This window comes from Pseudoduganella sp. R-43, assembly GCF_049913255.1.
GTDB lineage: Bacteria > Pseudomonadota > Gammaproteobacteria > Burkholderiales > Burkholderiaceae_D > Rugamonas.
The window spans coordinates 4,151,450-4,168,398 of sequence record NZ_CP183988.1; the positions used below are offsets into that span (position 1 = coordinate 4,151,450).

The 16,949-nt window shown below is 61.7% G+C and carries 16 protein-coding genes; 10 read left to right on the forward strand and 6 right to left on the reverse strand.

Going from position 1 to position 16,949, the window contains the following annotated elements; all coding sequences use genetic code 11:
- Nucleotides 1-76: 76 nt before the first annotated feature.
- Together ACN9M3_RS18740 and ACN9M3_RS18745 are read right to left on the reverse strand one after the other, a co-directional pair.
- On the reverse strand, nucleotides 77-721 hold the full coding sequence (locus tag ACN9M3_RS18740; RefSeq protein WP_426318280.1) for a CoA transferase subunit B: 645 nt from the start codon (nucleotides 719-721) through the stop codon (nucleotides 77-79).
- A gap of 12 nt (nucleotides 722-733) precedes the next feature.
- Nucleotides 734-1,432 (reverse strand): CoA transferase subunit A, encoded by a 699-nt coding sequence (locus tag ACN9M3_RS18745; protein WP_426318281.1) that lies wholly within the window; start codon nucleotides 1,430-1,432, stop codon nucleotides 734-736.
- 82 nt (nucleotides 1,433-1,514) lie between these two features.
- On the opposite strand from ACN9M3_RS18745, the gene ACN9M3_RS18750 reads away from it, so the two are divergent.
- The gene (locus ACN9M3_RS18750) at nucleotides 1,515-2,060 is read left to right on the forward strand and encodes a LuxR C-terminal-related transcriptional regulator (protein ID WP_426162009.1); all 546 of its coding nucleotides are present in this window, start codon (nucleotides 1,515-1,517) and stop codon (nucleotides 2,058-2,060) included.
- 171 nt (nucleotides 2,061-2,231) lie between these two features.
- Here the strand turns inward: ACN9M3_RS18750 and ACN9M3_RS18755 are convergent, their stop codons facing one another.
- Nucleotides 2,232-3,008 carry an SDR family oxidoreductase gene (locus tag ACN9M3_RS18755; protein WP_090436401.1) on the reverse strand — a complete coding sequence of 259 codons (777 nt, stop codon included), beginning with the start codon at nucleotides 3,006-3,008 and terminating at the stop codon, nucleotides 2,232-2,234.
- 211 nt (nucleotides 3,009-3,219) lie between these two features.
- On the opposite strand from ACN9M3_RS18755, the gene ACN9M3_RS18760 reads away from it, so the two are divergent.
- The 3 genes from ACN9M3_RS18760 to ACN9M3_RS18770 all read left to right on the forward strand — a co-directional run bounded on the left by ACN9M3_RS18760 (nucleotide 3,220) and on the right by ACN9M3_RS18770 (nucleotide 6,924).
- A complete protein-coding gene (locus tag ACN9M3_RS18760) occupies nucleotides 3,220-4,836 on the forward strand; it encodes an electron transfer flavoprotein-ubiquinone oxidoreductase (RefSeq protein WP_426323789.1) in 1,617 nt (538 codons plus the stop codon).
- Nucleotides 4,837-5,008: 172 nt separating this feature from the next.
- Nucleotides 5,009-5,890, forward strand: coding sequence for a flagellin (locus tag ACN9M3_RS18765; protein WP_426162010.1), 882 nt, complete (start codon nucleotides 5,009-5,011; stop codon nucleotides 5,888-5,890).
- 74 nt (nucleotides 5,891-5,964) lie between these two features.
- Entirely contained in the window at nucleotides 5,965-6,924 is a 960-nt protein-coding gene (locus tag ACN9M3_RS18770) for a hypothetical protein (RefSeq protein ID WP_426318282.1), read from the forward strand.
- On the opposite strand, the gene ACN9M3_RS18775 is transcribed toward ACN9M3_RS18770, so the two are convergent.
- Nucleotides 6,854-7,822, reverse strand: coding sequence for a LysR family transcriptional regulator (locus tag ACN9M3_RS18775; RefSeq protein ID WP_426318283.1), 969 nt, complete (start codon nucleotides 7,820-7,822; stop codon nucleotides 6,854-6,856). The two genes, ACN9M3_RS18770 and ACN9M3_RS18775, sit on opposite strands and share 71 nt — an antisense overlap.
- A 126-nt stretch (nucleotides 7,823-7,948) precedes the next feature.
- Here ACN9M3_RS18775 and gcl point away from each other — a divergent pair, with 126 nt between their 5' ends.
- The 5 genes from gcl to pyk are packed head-to-tail and all read left to right on the forward strand — an operon-like array spanning nucleotide 7,949 to nucleotide 14,111.
- On the forward strand, nucleotides 7,949-9,691 hold the full coding sequence (gene gcl, locus ACN9M3_RS18780) for a glyoxylate carboligase (RefSeq protein WP_426162014.1): 1,743 nt from the start codon (nucleotides 7,949-7,951) through the stop codon (nucleotides 9,689-9,691).
- Nucleotides 9,692-9,702: 11 nt separating this feature from the next.
- Nucleotides 9,703-10,482, forward strand: a complete 780-nt coding sequence (gene hyi, locus ACN9M3_RS18785; RefSeq protein WP_426162015.1) for a hydroxypyruvate isomerase — start codon at nucleotides 9,703-9,705, stop codon at nucleotides 10,480-10,482.
- An 18-nt stretch (nucleotides 10,483-10,500) separates the two neighbouring features.
- Nucleotides 10,501-11,388 carry a 2-hydroxy-3-oxopropionate reductase gene (gene glxR / locus ACN9M3_RS18790; RefSeq protein ID WP_426318284.1) on the forward strand — a complete coding sequence of 296 codons (888 nt, stop codon included), beginning with the start codon at nucleotides 10,501-10,503 and terminating at the stop codon, nucleotides 11,386-11,388.
- A 1-nt stretch (nucleotide 11,389) separates the two neighbouring features.
- Nucleotides 11,390-12,661: a glycerate kinase type-2 family protein gene (locus tag ACN9M3_RS18795; protein WP_426318285.1), complete on the forward strand. Its 1,272-nt coding sequence runs from the start codon at nucleotides 11,390-11,392 to the stop codon at nucleotides 12,659-12,661.
- A 28-nt stretch (nucleotides 12,662-12,689) separates the two neighbouring features.
- Nucleotides 12,690-14,111, forward strand: a complete 1,422-nt coding sequence (gene pyk, locus ACN9M3_RS18800; RefSeq protein ID WP_426318286.1) for a pyruvate kinase — start codon at nucleotides 12,690-12,692, stop codon at nucleotides 14,109-14,111.
- A gap of 112 nt (nucleotides 14,112-14,223) precedes the next feature.
- Here pyk and guaD read toward each other — a convergent pair whose 3' ends face one another.
- Nucleotides 14,224-15,525: a guanine deaminase gene (gene guaD / locus ACN9M3_RS18805; RefSeq protein WP_426318287.1), complete on the reverse strand. Its 1,302-nt coding sequence runs from the start codon at nucleotides 15,523-15,525 to the stop codon at nucleotides 14,224-14,226.
- A gap of 9 nt (nucleotides 15,526-15,534) precedes the next feature.
- Nucleotides 15,535-15,888 carry a hydroxyisourate hydrolase gene (uraH, locus tag ACN9M3_RS18810; protein ID WP_426318288.1) on the reverse strand — a complete coding sequence of 118 codons (354 nt, stop codon included), beginning with the start codon at nucleotides 15,886-15,888 and terminating at the stop codon, nucleotides 15,535-15,537.
- Nucleotides 15,889-16,017: 129 nt separating this feature from the next.
- Here uraH and ACN9M3_RS18815 point away from each other — a divergent pair, with 129 nt between their 5' ends.
- Entirely contained in the window at nucleotides 16,018-16,839 is an 822-nt protein-coding gene (locus ACN9M3_RS18815) for an outer envelope protein (protein ID WP_426318289.1), read from the forward strand.
- Nucleotides 16,840-16,949: the final 110 nt, after the last annotated feature.

A 16,949-nucleotide genomic window follows, 5' to 3' on the forward strand; every position in this document is an offset into this window, starting at 1 on the left:
CCCCTCTTTCCTGACAGCCGTATCGATACAAAAAAGGGACGCCAGCAGGCGCCCCTTTTTTTCTTTGGCTGCGTGCTCAGGCGAACGACAGCTCCACGCCGGAAGCAGCGGCGATTTCTTCGCGCGTTACGCCTGGGGCCAGTTCGGTCACATTGATGCCGGTCGGCGTCACTTCCATCACGCCGAGGTCGGTGATGATCATGTCCACCACGCCCACGCCGGTCAGCGGCAGGTCGCATTTCTTCAACAGCTTGTGCGAGGTCGAGCCATCCTTGGCGGTGGCGACGTGCTCCATCAGCACGACCACCTTCTTGACGCCCGCCACCAGGTCCATCGCGCCGCCCATGCCCTTTACCATTTTGCCGGGGATCATCCAGTTGGCCAGGTCACCCTTTTCCGACACCTGCATCGCGCCCAGGATTGCCAGGTTGATCTTGCCGCCCCGGATCATGGCGAACGAGTCGGCGGAGCTGAAGTAAGCAGCGCCAGGCAACGCGGTCACGGTCTGCTTGCCGGCGTTGATCAGGTCCGCATCCACTTCGCTTTCGGTCGGGAAGGGGCCGATGCCCAGCAAGCCGTTTTCCGACTGCAGGAACACTTCGATATTTTGCGGCACGTAGTTGGCCACCAGCGTCGGCAAGCCGATGCCCAGGTTCACATAAAAGCCATCCTGCAGCTCTTTTGCCGCGCGCGCGGCCATTTCATCACGAGTCCATGCCATGTTGTCTTCTCCTTAGTTGGCACGCACGGTGCGCTGTTCAATGCGTTTTTCCGGGGTGGCGTTGAGCACGATGCGGTGCACGTAGATGCCCGGCAGGTGCACGGCATCCGGGTCGATGGCCCCGACTTCGACGATCTCTTCCACTTCCACCACGCAGACCTTGCCTGCGGCGGCGACGTTCGGGTTGAAGTTGCGCGAGGTCTTGCGGAATACCAGGTTGCCGCTCTTGTCGGCCTTCCAGGCCTTGACCAGCGAAACGTCGGCCACCAGCGAACGTTCCATCACATACTGTTCGCCGTCGAATTCACGGATCTCCTTGCCGTCGGCGACAATGGTGCCGACGCCGGTCTTGGTGAAGAAGGCCGGAATGCCGGCGCCGCCGGCGCGCAGCTTTTCAGCCAGCGTGCCTTGCGGTGTGAATTCCAGTTCCAGTTCGCCGGCCAGGAACTGGCGCGCGAATTCCTTGTTCTCGCCCACGTAGGAGGAGATCATTTTCCTGATCTGGCGGGTTTCCAGCAATTGGCCCAGGCCGAAGCCGTCCACGCCGGCATTGTTGGAAATCGCGGTCAGGCCCGTTGCCCCGCTATCGCGCAGGGCGGCGATCAACGCCTCGGGAATGCCGCACAGGCCGAAACCGCCGACCGCGATGGTTTGGCCGTCGGCCACGATGCCGGCCAGGGCGGCCTTGGCATCCGGGTAAATCTTGTTCATTATGTCTCCTTGTTCAAATGGCCAGAAGGCGATTGAGGATAGAATACGCCCGCCCAAACTTCAATACCGTAGAAATACCGCAATGCCGATCAATTATGAGTCCATCTTCAAGTTCGCCCCGGTAGGCATGTGCGTGTCGGACCAGCGCGTGATCAAGGCCGGCAATGACGCGCTGGCCGCCATGTTCGGCTACGGAGCGGGCGAACTGGATGGGCAATCGTTCCAGGTGCTGTACCCGACGCAGGACGAATACTTGCGCACCGGTGACCGCATTATCCCGATCATGAATGCCAAAGGGCGTTATTCGGATGAGCGCATCATGCGGCGCGCCAATGGAGAACTGTTCTGGTGCCACGTGACCGGGCGCGCACTGGAGACGGCGCAGCCGCTTGGGGCCGGGATCTGGACGTTCGAGGACGTGTCGGAGCAGCGGCCGGTGTCGGCGGCCCTCACGCCGCGTGAACGCGAAATCGCGGCGCTGCTCGTCGAAGGCAAGACCAGCAAGATGATTGCGCGCGATGCCGGCTTGTCGCCGCGGACGGTGGAGATGCATCGGGCTTCCTTGATGCGCAAGTTCGGTGCTGCTACCGCCACGGAACTGGTCCATAAACTGGCTGGGGCACGCTAGAACCGGTAAATCTGGGTCAGACCCAAGGGTCTGACCCTGTCAGCGGCACCGCCTGGAGTTACGGTTGTGCGTTGTTGATCTTTTCAAAGAGTCGAAGTCCAGGAACCAGCCTCGGGACCCTGAAACCGTCGGGGGTCTGACCCTTCGGGTCAGACCCCGGTTTACCGGTTTTCAGCCCGCCATCATGCCATCATCGGCCGAGATAATGGCACCATTGATAAAGTGCGCCTCATCGCCCGCCAACAACAGCAGCAAGCCATCCAGGTCCTCCGGCTTGCCCGCCCGCTTGCGCGGCAGCATGTCGATCAGGCGCTTGCCCTGGTCGCTGGCGAAGTAATCCTCGTTGATTTCGGTCTCGATATAGCCCGGGCAAATCGCGTTGGTGTTGATGCCATATTTGCCCCACTCCACCGCCATGGCCTTGGTCATCTGCACCACGCCCGCCTTGCTCATGCAGTAGACGCCAATCTGCGGCAACACGCGCAGCCCGGCCACCGAGGCGATATTGATGATGCGGTGCTGCTTGCGCGGATCGCCCTTGGCGCGCGCAATCATGCGCTTGGCCGTTTCCTGCGCCACGAAAAAGGCGCCGCGCAGGTTGCAATCCATGACAAAGTCATAATCTTCCGGCGACACATCGAGCAAGCGTTGCGTCATTGATACACCAGAATTGTTCACCAGGATGTCGATCGGCCCCGCTTCGGTTTCAGCGTGGGCGATGGCGGATTTGATGCTCGCATAATCGGTCACATCCAGCGTCACCACATGGGCGGCGCCGCCATCGGCTTCGATTTCTGCACGCAGTTCCTTCAGGCGTTCGATGCGGCGCGAGGCCAGTACCACCTGGCAACCTGCTTTCGCCAGCACCTTGGCAAAACGGGCGCCGAGACCGCTGGAGGCGCCTGTGATCAGGGCGATCTTGCCCTCAAAATTAACTTCGATCCCCACCGGCCACTCCTTATAATTCCGTTCCGCCATGATGACACAAAAAACCTCCTTATTAGATTGCCACGTCTAATATTAGCCCTCACAATGGCGCCACCGTTGCAATACCCGGGAAAAAAGAGCACACTCGTTCTATTTCCAGCACCGAATTTTCCATCATTCTTATAAAAACACTATGAGCAACCTTGTAGAACAGTACGGCCCGCGCGAGGCAATGGAGTACGACGTTGTGATCGTTGGCGGCGGCCCTGCTGGCCTGTCGGCAGCGATCAAGATCAAGCAGCTGAACCCGGATACCTCCGTGGTCGTGCTGGAAAAAGGCGGCGAACTCGGCGCCCATATCCTGTCCGGCGCTGTGATGGACCCAAAGGCGATCACCGAACTGATCCCCAACTGGAAAGAGCTGGGCGCTCCGCTGAACACCGCAGTCACCGAAGACCGCGTGCTGTTCCTGACCGAGACCAAGGCATACAAGACCCCGAACTTCATGCTGCCGAAGTGTTTCGAGAACCACGGCAATTACGTGATTTCGCTGGGCAATGTGGTGCGCTGGCTGGGCCAGCAAGCCGAAGCGCTGGGCGTGGAAATCTTCCCTGGCTTCACCGGCGCTGAAATCCTGTACAACGACGACGGTTCCGTCAAAGGGGTTGCGACCGGCAATATGGGTGTGAAGCGCGATGGCGAACCAGGCCCTGACTTCCAGCTCGGCATGGAGCTGCACGGCAAGTACACCCTGTTCGCCGAAGGTGCGCGTGGCCACCTGGGCAAGCAGTTGATGGCCAAGTACGACCTGAACAAGGGCAAGGACCCCCAGTCCTACGGCATCGGCATCAAGGAACTGTGGGAAATCGATCCTGCCAAGCACAAGCCGGGCCTGGTGATCCACACCACCGGCTGGCCGCTGGACACCAAGACTTACGGCGGTTCTTTCCTCTACCATCTGGAAAACAACCAGGTCGTCGTCGGCTACGTGGTCGGCCTCGATTACGAGAACCCTTACCTGTCGCCCTACGAAGAATTCCAGCGCTACAAGACCCATCCGGAAATCCGCACCTTCTTTGAAGGCGCCAAGCGCATTTCCTACGGTGCCCGCGCCATTACCGCCGGCGGCCTGCAATCGCTGCCTAAGCTGGTGTTCCCGGGCGGCGCCCTGATCGGTTGCGACGCCGGCTTCCTGAACATGAGCCGTATCAAGGGCTCGCACGCTGCAATCAAGTCGGGCATGCTGGCCGCGGAAGCAGTGGTGGCTGCGCTGGGCGCCGGCCGTTCCGCCGACGAGCTGGTAGCCTACCCGACCGCCTTCGAGCAGTCCTGGCTGCATGAAGAACTGCACGTGGCGCGTAACGTCAAGCCTTGGCTGAAGAAGGGACTGTACCTGGGCTCCCTGATGACTGGGATCGACCAGATCGTGTTCCGCGGCAAGGCGCCTTGGACCCTGCACCATTCGACGCCCGACCACGCCTGCCTGCGCCCTGCTTCGGAATTCACCCCGATCACCTATCCCAAGCCGGATGGCAAGCTGACCTTCGACCGCCTATCGTCGGTATTCATCTCGAATACCAACCACGCGGAAGACCAGCCTATCCACCTGACGCTGAAGGACAACTCGGTGCCGGTGAATGTGAACCTTGCCAAGTTTGCAGGACCCGAATCACGCTACTGCCCTGCCGGCGTATACGAATTCGTCAAGACCGACGAAGGCCAGGACCGCCTGCAGATCAATGCGCAAAATTGCGTGCATTGCAAGACTTGCGATATCAAGGACCCGACCCAGAACATCGTCTGGATCACGCCGGAAGGTGGCGGCGGACCGAACTATCCGAATATGTAAGGACAAAGGGGGCTTCGGCCCCCTTTTCCATGGTCACCCTGGCAACGGCCAAAAAAAATCAAAAAAATTTCCACTCGGCACTTAATGCTCCCGGCCCCACGGTCGTCTTGTACTTCTGAGAGCGCAGAAAAAGACCCGCTGCTCGATTTGAACCAACCACCCAGGAGTTATCATGCTGAGCCTTCACACCAACGCAGCGGCCCTGTCCGCACAAAACTCGATCACCCGCACTCAGAACACCCTGTCGACCTCGATGACCCGCCTGAGCACCGGCTTCCGCATCAACTCGGCAATGGACGACGCTGCAGGCCTGCAGATTGCAACCCGCCTGAAAGTGCAGACCAGCGGCATGAACGTCGCAATGCGCAACACCCAGAACTCCATCTCCCTGCTGCAGACCGCTGAAGGCGCGCTGGACGAAGTGACCTCGATCCTGAACCGCATGAAAGACCTGGCAACCCAGGCAGCTGACGGTTCCTCGACCGCCAACGACAAGACCGCAATGCAGAGCGAGTTCAACTCCCTGACCAGCGAACTGTCGAACATCATGACCAACACCAAGTTCGGCGGTACCGCACTGCTGACCAAGACCACCGGCAAGCTGTCGGCTGCCGCTGGTGTTGACTTCCAGATCGGTGCTGACTCCGCTGAAAAGCTGAACGCCAAGTTCGACACCAGCCTGACCGCCATCGACACCGCCCTGGAAGCCGTGTCCGCAGACTACGACGGCGCAACCGGTGCCGCAGCCGGCGGTGCCACCACCGAACTGACCGCATCCGCGAACGCCACCATCAACATCGTTGCTACCGCGATCGACAAAGTGTCGGCCCTGCGTTCCGACCTGGGTGCTGTGTCGAACCGTCTGGACCACGTCTACAACAACTTGGCCAACATCTCGACCAACACCAAGAACGCAACCGGCCGCATCATGGACGTTGACTTCGCTTCCGAATCCGCGAAGATGACCTCCTCGCAGATGCTGCTGCAAGCTGGCACCGCCATGCTGAAACAGTCGAACAGCCAGTCCTCCCTGGTCCTGTCCCTGCTGCAGTAATTCCGCAGGTGGCCTGAAAAAGCCAACCGTACGCGGTTGGCTTTTTTTATATCGCCGTATTACTATCAGTTTGTATGGCAATCGATCGCGTCACTCCTTCCAATCCAAGCCTGAGCATCCACGACCGCCAGGTCCGGGAAAATCCCGGCCAGGTCAATGCCCAGCCGATTCCGCCGGTTGCCCAGCCACCGGGCGACACGCCCGAGTTCGCGCTGCAGGGCGGCTTGCCCGCTTCCGTCGGTGCGCTGATCGAGGCGATGGAAGGTGCGCAGCATGGCCAGCTGGTCCGCAGCACCGCTGCCGCCGGCGCCACCATCGGCGCCCTGCTCTCGCAGGAAGCGTTGTCGATGCAGCCCAACCAGTTGTTCCCCTTGCGCCAGATGGTCTGGCACACCCCCGATACCTCCTTGCTGGCCGCGTCGTGGCAAGTCATGGTGCGCACCTATAGCGAACAGCGCGCCGCGTTGCAGCAGCAAAACGAAGGCCGCCATGTGCCCTCCAGCCTGTTCATGGCCGACCCGCCGCCGCCTGTGCTGCGCGACGGGCGCCCGCACCCTGGCCTGGTGTCCGAACTGGATGCCTGGCGTTTCGCGGTCTACGCCTGGGGCGCCGAGAAACTGACGCTGCGCGTCGTGGCGCGCGATCCGGGCCAGGACGAAGGGCCGCCGGAACAGCGCCGCCGCCGGCCGCGCGTGGCGCTGCGGCTGGAAATGAACTTGCCCGACATCGGCAAGGTTGTCGTGCAGATGGAGCCGTCCGAGCTTGGCGTCGTGCTGGAGATCGGCGCCGCCAGCAATGAAGCCATGCAGCAGATGCGCGAGCTGTTGCCGCGCATCGCCACCATCATTGGCCAATGCGGCCTGCAGATCGTGCGCGCGCGCCTGATGCGTGAACTGACGCCGGTCAACCACCTCGAAAACGATCCTTCGCGCACGCAGGTGGCGCTGCTGACCGCCTCGCTGTTCAAGGCGATGGCGGAAGTCGCCGTGTTCCTGTCGCAACCGCGTTTGCCGGAACAAGCGCTGTCGGCCTAGTCCAGTAGCCCGGCTGGGAATAGACTTCCTTCAACTCGTCGATGAAGAAGCGTATCTTCGCCGGTAAATGCCTTTGCTGCAGGTAGACGGCCATGATGTCGTAATCGGGCAGCGCAAAATCGTCCAGCACCGTAATCAGGCTGCCCTCCGCCAGTTGCGCCTGGATTTCCCACGTTGATCGCCACGCCAGCCCCAGGCTTTCGCACGCCCAGCGATGCAGCAGCTCACCGTCGTTGCAATCCAGGTTCCCCTGTACCCTGACCGTGACGGGCTTGCCGCCCTGCTGGAAATACCAGCCGCGCTGCTGGCCGCCCTGCAGGTTGAATGCCAGGCAGTTGTGCTGCGCCAGGTCGTCCAAGGTGCGCGGAATGCCATTGCGGGCGAAGTAGTCCGGTGTGCCGCATACAACACGGCGGTTCTTCGCCAGCCGCACTGCCACGAAACTGGGGTCGATGACGCCACCGATGCGGATGCCCAGGTCATAGCCCTCGCGCACCAGGTCGATCACCTGGTCGGTCAGGTTGAACGAGATCTGCACGTCGGGATTGGCAGCTAAAAATGCCGGCGCGTGCGGTGCAACATGCTGGCGCCCAAACGAGGCTGGCGCGGACACGATCAGGTGGCCCGTCGCCTTGTGCCGGCCTTCCGAAATATTGCGCTCGGCGATATCCAGGCCCGAGAGAAGCTTGCGGCAATCCTCAAGGAAGACATTGCCCTGCTCCGTCAGGGTCAGGTGGCGCGTGGTGCGGTGCATCAGTTTGACGCCCAAACGCTTTTCCAGAGCGTCGATCCGGCGCCCCAGCATGACAGGCGTGATGTTCTGTTCCAGCGCCGCGCGCGCCAGGCTGCCTTTCTCGACCACGGCCACGAAGGCCTCGATTTGCTTCAGTTTGTCCATGGATTTGATTATTCCATACTCAGAGTATCGAATGAAACGACTTTTTGTCGTCTTATCAGGGGAACTCATCGCCTATAGCATACAAAACATCAACAACAGACTTTGCATGCATATCAGGAGATCACCATGGCAAAAATGACGGCGGCCGAAGCGGCTGTCCACGTACTGCAGAAGGAAGGCATCTCGGTCGCATTCGGCGTACCGGGCGCCGCCATCAATCCGCTGTACGCTGCACTGAAAAAGAACGGCACGATCAAGCACATCCTGGGGCGCCACGTCGAAGGCGCTTCCCACATGGCAGAAGGCTATACCCGCGCCGCCCCAGGCAATATCGGCGTCTGCATCGGCACCTCCGGTCCTGCGGGCACCGACATGATCACCGGCCTGTATTCGGCGCAAGCGGACTCGATCCCTATCCTGTGCATTACCGGCCAGGCGCCGCGCGCCCGCCTGCACAAGGAAGACTTCCAGGCCGTCGACATCTCGTCCATCGCCAAGCCGGTCACCAAGATGGCGACCACGGTGCTGGAGCCGGCCCAGGTGCCGCGCGTGTTCCAGCAAGCCTTCCACCTGATGCGCTCCGGCCGTCCGGGCCCGGTGCTGATCGACCTGCCGTTCGACGTGATGATGGCGCAGATCGAGTTCGATCCCGGGACCTACACCCCGCTGGACGCCTTCAAGCCGCGCGCCTCGCGCGCCCAGGTCGAGAAAGCGCTGCAAATGATGAACGAGGCCGAGCACCCGCTGATCACCGCCGGCGGCGGCATCATCAACGCCAATGCGTCCGCCCTGTTGCAGGAGTTCGCGGAAATCGTCAACGTGCCGGTGATCCCCACCCTGATGGGCTGGGGCACCATCCCCGACGACCACCCGCTGATGGCGGGCATGGCCGGCCTGCAGACCAGCCACCGCTACGGCAACGCCACCGTGCTGGCATCCGACTTCATCATCGGTATCGGCAACCGCTGGGCGAACCGCCACACCGGCTCGGTCGACGTGTTCACCGAAGGCCGCACCTTCGTGCACGTGGATATCGAGCCAACCCAGATCGGCCGCGTCTTTGGCCCTGACCTGGGCATTGTGTCCGACGCCGGCTACGCGCTGGAACTGTTCGTCGAAGTAGCCAAGGAATGGAAGGCCGCCGGCAAGCTACGCGACCGCACCGGCTGGGTGGCCCAGTGCCAGCACCGCAAGCGCACCATGCTGCGCCGTACCGACTACGACAACGTGCCGGTCAAGCCGCTGCGCGTGTACGAGGAGATGAACAAGTACTTCGGCCGCAATACGCGCTATGTCTCGGCCATCGGCCTGTCGCAGATCGCTGCAGCGCAATTCCTACACGTCTACCAGCCGCGCAACTGGATCAACTGCGGCCAGGCTGGCCCGCTCGGCTGGACCATTCCTGCCGCGCTGGGCGTGCGCGCCGCCGATCCGAGCACCGACATCGTGGCGATTTCGGGCGACTACGACTTCCAGTTCCTGATCGAAGAGCTGGCAGTGGGCGCGCAGTTCAAGCTGCCTTACATCCACGTGCTGGTGAATAACTCGTACCTGGGCCTGATCCGCCAGTCGCAGCGCGGCTTCGACATGGACTTCTGCGTGCAGCTGTCCTTCGAGAACGTGAACGCACCGGAACTGAACGGCTACGGCGTCGACCACGTGGCCGTGGTGGAAGGCCTGGGCTGCAAGGCGATCCGCGTGCACAAGCCGGACGACATCATCCCTGCCTTCGAACAAGCCCGCGAGCTGATGGCCAAGTACAGCGTGCCGGTGGTGGTGGAAGTGATCCTTGAGCGCGTGACCAATATCGCGATGGGCACCGAGATCAACGCCATCAATGAATTCAACGACATCATCGACGCTGCATAAGAGGAAAGCAAATGCCTAAATTCGCTGCCAACCTGACCATGCTGTTCAACGAGCAGCCTTTCCTGGAACGCTTCGGCGCCGCCGCGCGCAACGGCTTCACGGGCGTGGAATTCCTGTTTCCGTATGAATTCGAACCGCAGCAAGTGCACGAGCAACTGGAAGAGCACAAGCTGGAAATGGTGCTGCACAATCTCCCGGCCGGCAACTGGGCCGGCGGTGAGCGCGGCATCGCCTGCCACCCGAACCGCATCGGCGAATTCGAGCAGGGCGTGGAAACCGCCCTCGCCTACGCCAGCGTGCTGGGCACCCAGCGCATCAATTGCCTGGTCGGCATCAAGCCGCAAGGCGTGGCCGATGCCGATGCCCGTGCCGTCCTGGTGAGCAACCTGAAGTTCGCGGCTGCCGCGTTGAAGAAGGCCGGCATTCCGCTGCTGATCGAACCGATCAACACCTTCGATATTCCTGGCTTCTTCCTGTCGGGAACGCGCCAGGGCCTGGACCTGATTGAATCGGTCGGCTCGGACAACCTGTTCCTGCAGTACGACATCTACCACATGCAGCGCATGGAAGGCGAACTGGCCAACACGATCAAGAACCACCTGTCGGTGATCAGGCATGTCCAGCTGGCCGACAATCCGGGCCGCTTCGAACCGGGCACCGGCGAAATCAATTACCGCTACCTGCTCAACTTCCTGGACGAAATCGGCTACGACGGCTGGGTGGGCTGCGAATACAAACCAAAAGCGGGCACGGAAGCGGGCCTCGGCTGGCGCGCTGAACTGGCCGCGTAAACCAAAGGAGAAAGCAAAATGCAAAAACTCGGATTCATCGGTCTCGGCATCATGGGCGGCCCAATGGCCGGTCACCTGCAAGCGGCAGGCCACAAACTGTACCTGCACGATGTGAAGAACCCGCCGGCCAACCTGGTCGAAGGCGGCGCCACCGTCTGCACCTCCGCGATGGAAGTTGCCAAGCGCGCCGACATCATCTTCCTGATGGTGCCCGACACCCCGCAGGTGGAAGAAGTCCTGTTCTCGGAAGACGGCATCGCAGCCGGCCTTTCCGCCGGCAAGATCGTGGTCGACATGAGTTCCATCTCGCCGATCGCCACCAAGGAATTCGCCAAGAAGATCAACAAAAAGAGCTGCGCCTACCTGGACGCTCCGGTGTCCGGCGGCGAAGTGGGCGCCAAGGCGGCTTCGCTGACCATCATGGTCGGCGGACCGCAGGAAGCCTTCGACACCGTCAAGCCGCTGTTCGAACTGATGGGCAAGAACATCACCTTAATCGGCGGCAACGGCGACGGCCAGACCACCAAGGTGGCCAACCAGATCATCGTGGCGCTGAACATCCAGGCCGTGGCCGAAGCGCTTCTGTTCGCATCCAAGGCCGGTGCCGATCCAGCGAAGGTGCGTGAAGCGCTGATGGGCGGCTTCGCATCCTCGCGCATCCTGGAGGTGCATGGCGAGCGCATGGTGAAGCGCACCTTCAACCCGGGCTTCCGCATTGCCCTGCACCAGAAGGACCTGAACCTGGCCCTGCAGGGCGCCAAGGCGCTGGGCGTGTCGTTGCCAAACACCTCGGCCACGCAGGAACTGATGAACGCCTGCGCCGCCAACGGCTTGTCCGGCCTCGACCACTCCGCGCTGTGCCAGGCAATTGAACTGATGTCCAACCACCGCATCGCGCAGGCTTGATATGACGTCCATCCCAGCCCCACGCGAGCTCCTGCTCGACCTGTATAACGCCGCCATTGGCGCGGTCCATCCGCGCAACCTGGTGCGGGATTACCTGCCGCAGCCCCCTGCGAACGGCCGGACACTGGTGATCGGCGCAGGCAAAGGTGCCGCTGCCATGGCGCAAGCCGTGGAGCAGCATTGGCAAGGTCCCTTGTCGGGGCTGGTGGTGACCCGTTACGGCCACGGCGCCGAGACGCGGCAGATCGAAGTGGTCGAAGCTTCGCATCCCGTGCCCGACGATGCGGGCCAGAAGGCCGCGGCGCGCATGCTGGAGATGGTGCAGGGCCTGTCCGAAAACGACCTGGTACTGTGCCTGATCTCCGGCGGCGGATCGGCCCTTCTTGCATTGCCGGCGGAAGGTATTTCGCTGGCCGAAAAGCAGGCCCTGAACAAGGCGCTGCTGAAGAGCGGCGCCACCATCGGTGAGATGAATTGCGTGCGCAAGCACCTTTCCGCCATCAAGGGCGGCCGCCTGGCGCTGGCCTGCGGCAAGGCCCGCGTTGTCACGCTGCTGATCTCAGACGTGCCGGGCGATGATCCGCGCGTGATCGCCAGTGGGCCAACCCTGCCGGATGCCACCAGCAGTTCCGAAGCACTGGCCATCCTGTGCAAGTACCGGATCGAGATCCCGAAAAGCGTGCTGGTACACCTGCAATCGGATGCCAGCGAAACACCAAAGCCCGGCGACGCTCGCTTCGAAGGCCACAGCCACCACGTCATCGCAACCGCCCAGCATGCGCTGGAAGCCGCTGCCGCGAAGGCGCGCGAAGCCGGCCTCACGCCGTACATCCTGTCAGACGGGATCGAAGGCGAAGCACGCGACATAGGCCTGATGCACGCGGCGATGGCTCGCCAGGTGGTGGCGCGCAGCCAACCATTTCAGCGCCCATGCGTCATCCTGTCCGGTGGCGAGACCACCGTCACAGTGCGCGGCAACGGACGCGGCGGCCGCAACGTGGAATTCCTGCTCAGCTTCGCGCTGGCCATGGAAGGCGCCAAAGGCGTGCATGCGATTGCCTGCGACACCGACGGCATCGACGGCTCGGAAGACAATGCCGGCGCTGTCTACGCCCCGGATTCGCTGGCCCGCGCCGAGGCGAAAGGCGTGAGCGGCAAGCACCTTCTGGCCAACAACGACGCCTACAGCTTCTTCAGCGCGCTGGACGACCTGGTGGTCAGCGGACCGACACGCACCAACGTGAACGACTTCCGCGCCATCCTGATTCTTTGATTTACTGAGAATAGAGAGAGACACCAATATGCGTCGCGAACGCAAAGCAAAAATCGTAGCAACCCTCGGCCCCGCAAGCAGCGAATACGTCACCATCAAGGCGCTGTTCGAAGCGGGTGCCGATGTCTTCCGCTTCAACTTCAGCCACGGCAGCCATGCCGACCATGAGGCCCGATACGGCATCGTGCGCTCCATCGAAAAGGAGCTGGGCCGTCCGATCGCCATCCTGGCCGACCTGCAAGGACCCAAGCTTCGCATCGGCCAGTTCGAGGGCGGCAAGGCGACGCTGAATGCCGGCGCCGAATTCCAGCTGGACCAGGCGCCCGCTCCGGGCAGTGCCTCGCGCGTTCGCCTGCCGCACCCCGAGCTTTTCGCCGCGGTCAGCGCCGGCCAATCGCTGTTGCTGGACGATGGACGCATCCGCCTGGAAGTGCTGGCCAGCGACTCCGCCACCATCCGCACCCGCGTGGTGACCGGCGGCGTGCTATCGGACCGCAAGGGCGTGAACGTGCCGGATGCCGTGCTGCCTATCCCTGCGCTGACCACCAAGGATAAAGCCGACCTCGAATTCGCATTGGGGCTGGGCGTGGACTGGATCGCCCTGTCCTTCGTCCAGCTGCCGGAAGATGTGGTGCAGACCAAGGAACTGGTTCAGGGGCGCGCCGGCGTGCTGTCCAAGCTGGAAAAGCCTGCCGCCCTGGACCGGCTGGAAGAAATTGTCAGTGTGTCGGATGCGATCATGGTGGCGCGCGGCGACCTCGGTGTCGAGCTGCCCCCTGAGCGCGTGCCGGGTGTACAGAAACGCATCGTGCGCCTGTGCCGCAAGCACGGCAAGCCGGTGGTCGTCGCCACCCAGATGCTGGAATCCATGGTCAGCGCACCGGTGCCAACCCGCGCCGAAGCCTCCGATGTCGCCAACGCCGTGTATGAAGGCGCCGATGCCGTGATGCTATCCGCCGAATCGGCCAGCGGCGCATACCCTGTGCAGGCAGTATCGATCATGGACCGCATCATCTCCGAGGTCGAGCGCGACCCGCTGTATCCCGCCGTGATCGAGGCCCAGCACCAGGCGCCACTACCAAACAAAGGTGACGCCATCAGCGCCGCAATGCGCGACGCCGCGCGAATCATGGGCGCGAAAGCCATGGTGGCCTACACCACTTCGGGTCACAGCAGCCTGCGCACCGCGCGCGAACGCCCGATGGCGCCGATAGTCAGCATCACACCCAAGCCGGAAACCGCGCGCCGCCTGGCACTCGCCTGGGGCGTGCACAGCACCGTAAGCCAGGACGTGAACAGCGTCGATGAAATGGTTGCAGCCGCATGCCGCACCGCACTGCGGGAAGGATTCGTAAAGGCAGGCGACCAGATCGCCATCGCTGCCGGCACCCCATTCGGCCAACCCGGTAGCACCAACCTCCTGCGTCTGGCGGAGATTTGGCCGCAATAGACAGCAACGTACAGACTTTCTCTTTTAACGCCGGTCCTCCAACCGGCGTCTTTTTATTTGTGGCGTATGAAAAACGGGTCAAACCCTTGGATCTGACCCTGCCCTACCGGTTTTACTCGCCGCGCTGATGGACTTGCGCACCAGCTGCGTAAGTTGCCGCAATCGCCCGATCATCCCCGAGCAACGCCAGCGCAAACAGCAATTCCTCCAGGCTGTCGCAGCGCGTGGAGCGGCGCTCCAGCAACGGCGTGGCCTTCGGATCGACCACGATGAAGTCGGCCTCGGCGCCGGCAACGAAATTGCCCACCGTACCTTCCAGCTGCATGCTGCGCGCACCGCCCAGCGTCGCCATGTAGAACATGCGCAGCGCCGGCAGATAGGTCCCGCCCATGCGCGCGACCTTATAGGTTTCGTTCATGGTTTGCAGCATCGAGAACGAAGTCCCGCCGCCAACGTCGGTTGCCAGCGACAATGCCACGTTCTGCTTGTCGGCCGCAGCAAAATCGAACAAGCCGCTGCCTAGGAACAGGTTGGACGTGGCACACATCGACACGGCCGCACCAGTGGCGGCCATGCGCGCTCGATCTTCGTTATCGAGCCAGATGCAATGCGCGTATATCGAACGCGGGCGCAGCAGGCCGTATTTGTCGTACACGTCCAGGTAGCTGCGCGCTTCCGGGAACAGTGACTTGACCCACGCCACCTCGTCCGTGTTTTCCGCCACGTGCGTCTGGACGTAAGTATCCGGATAGGCGCGCGCCAGCTCGCCGCACATATGCATCTGTGCTTCGGTGGAAGTCGGCGCAAAGCGTGGCGTGAGGGCGTACATATTGCGGCCCTTGTTATGCCAGCGATGAATCAGTTCCTCGCTTTCGCGCGCACCGGTTTCTGCCGTATCCTTCAGGAAGTCCGGACAATGGCGGTCCATCATCACCTTGCCGGCAGCCATGCGCAGGTTGCGAGCTTCAGCCGCGCCAAAGAACGCGTCGACCGATTCCGGATGCACCGTGCAATACACCATGGCTGTAGTGGTGCCGCAACGAAGCAATTCCTTGACGAAGAAGTCGGCCACTTCGCCCGCGTGCGCCGGATCTTTGAACTGGCGCTCCGTGGGAAAGGTGTAGGTATCCAGCCAAGGCAAGAGCCCCGGCGCCGGCGACGCGATCATGTCCGTCTGCGGGTAGTGGATATGGGTGTCGATAAAACCCGGCATGATGATCTTGCCGCGGTAGTCGCGCACCTGGGTATCGGGCGGCAGCGTGTCTTTCAGCCGCGCGTAGTCGCCGGCCGCCTGCACGCGGCCGTCGCTAGTCACCAGCAGTCCGTCCTCGTGCCAAGCGTGCGCATCGGCATGGAAGGCAGGATCGGCCGTGAAATGCAGGACGCTGGCGCGGAAAGCTTTCAAAGTAGTCATCGCGCTTTCCTAGCTGCCGCGGTACGTCGAATATGCCCAAGGCGACACCACGATAGGCACGTGGTAGTTCGCATCGGCGTCCGCAATGCCGAATGCGATGACCACCTCGTCGACGAAGCGCGGCTCCGGCAATGCCACGCCTTGCGCCGCAAAATAGTCGCCGGCAGCAAAAACCAGTTCGTATTTGCCCGCAACGACCTCGCCGCCAGTCAGCAAAGGCGTTTCGCAACGACCGTCCTGGTTGGTGGTGTCGGTCTTCAACAACACTTTTGTGTTCTCCTCAACGCGGAAAAGCTTCACTTTTACGCCCGCGCCAGGCTTGCCCTGCGTGATATCCAGGACGTGTGTACTCAGTTTGCCCATATGGTCTCCTCTTGTGAATGAAGAAAATCATATACGTCGGGCCATTGCGATATATACACGGTGGTGAATATCAACCATGACGTGCACGGACATAATCGGGTCTCCATATCAAAAAATAAAGGAGACACCATGCAGCAAGCATTACGCGTAGCGGCAGCGGGCACCATCGCTGTCCTGGCCTTGGCGATGGGCGCGCAGCAAGCCAGCGCCGCCGACTGGAGCGACACCTCGATTGGCTACCGCTACGGCAGCAAATTCGCAGAACCGTACAACCCGAACGACATCAACAAGCAGATCCTGAGCTGGACGTATGTCGACGGCTACAAATACGGCGGCAACTACATGAACCTGGACTTCCTGCGTTCCGACGGCAAGGATAACAACGCCCACGAAGCCTACCTGTTGTACCGCCACACCCTGGACCTGGGCAAAGTAAGCGGCAAGGACCTCAAATTCGGTCCGGTACGTGGCGTAGGCATCACCGCGGGCTTCGATTGGAACACCAAGAACGACGACAGCTACAACTCGCGCAAGCGCATGATCGTGGCCGGCCCAACCCTGATGCTGGACGTGCCGGGCTTCCTGAATGTTAGCCTGCTCGGCATGTGGGAGAGCAACCAGCCGCTGGGCGTCGCCAAGCGCTACAAATACGACACGCACGCCATGCTGAACGCCGCCTGGGGCATTCCTCTCGGATCGGGCTTCAGCTTTGAAGGCTATGGCAACTGGATCGGCAACAAGGGCAAGGACGAATTCGGCGGCCAGACTTCTCCAGAGGTGAACATCGACGCGCAGGTGATGTATGACCTGAGCGGCCATGTGGGCGCAAAGCCAAACAGCTTCAAAGTCGGCCTGGAATACCAATACTGGCGCAACAAGTTCGGGAATCCGCATAATATCCCCGGCAGCACGGCAAAAACCCCGATGATCCGCGCGGAGTACCATTTCTGATTGATTCAAGGGCACGGCTTGGCCTTCCAGCCGTCCCCTAAGCTGACCCGCAGCGGCATGCCGGATAGCACCGGAAAAAGTAGTTCAGACAAAAATCCTATAACGGAGAC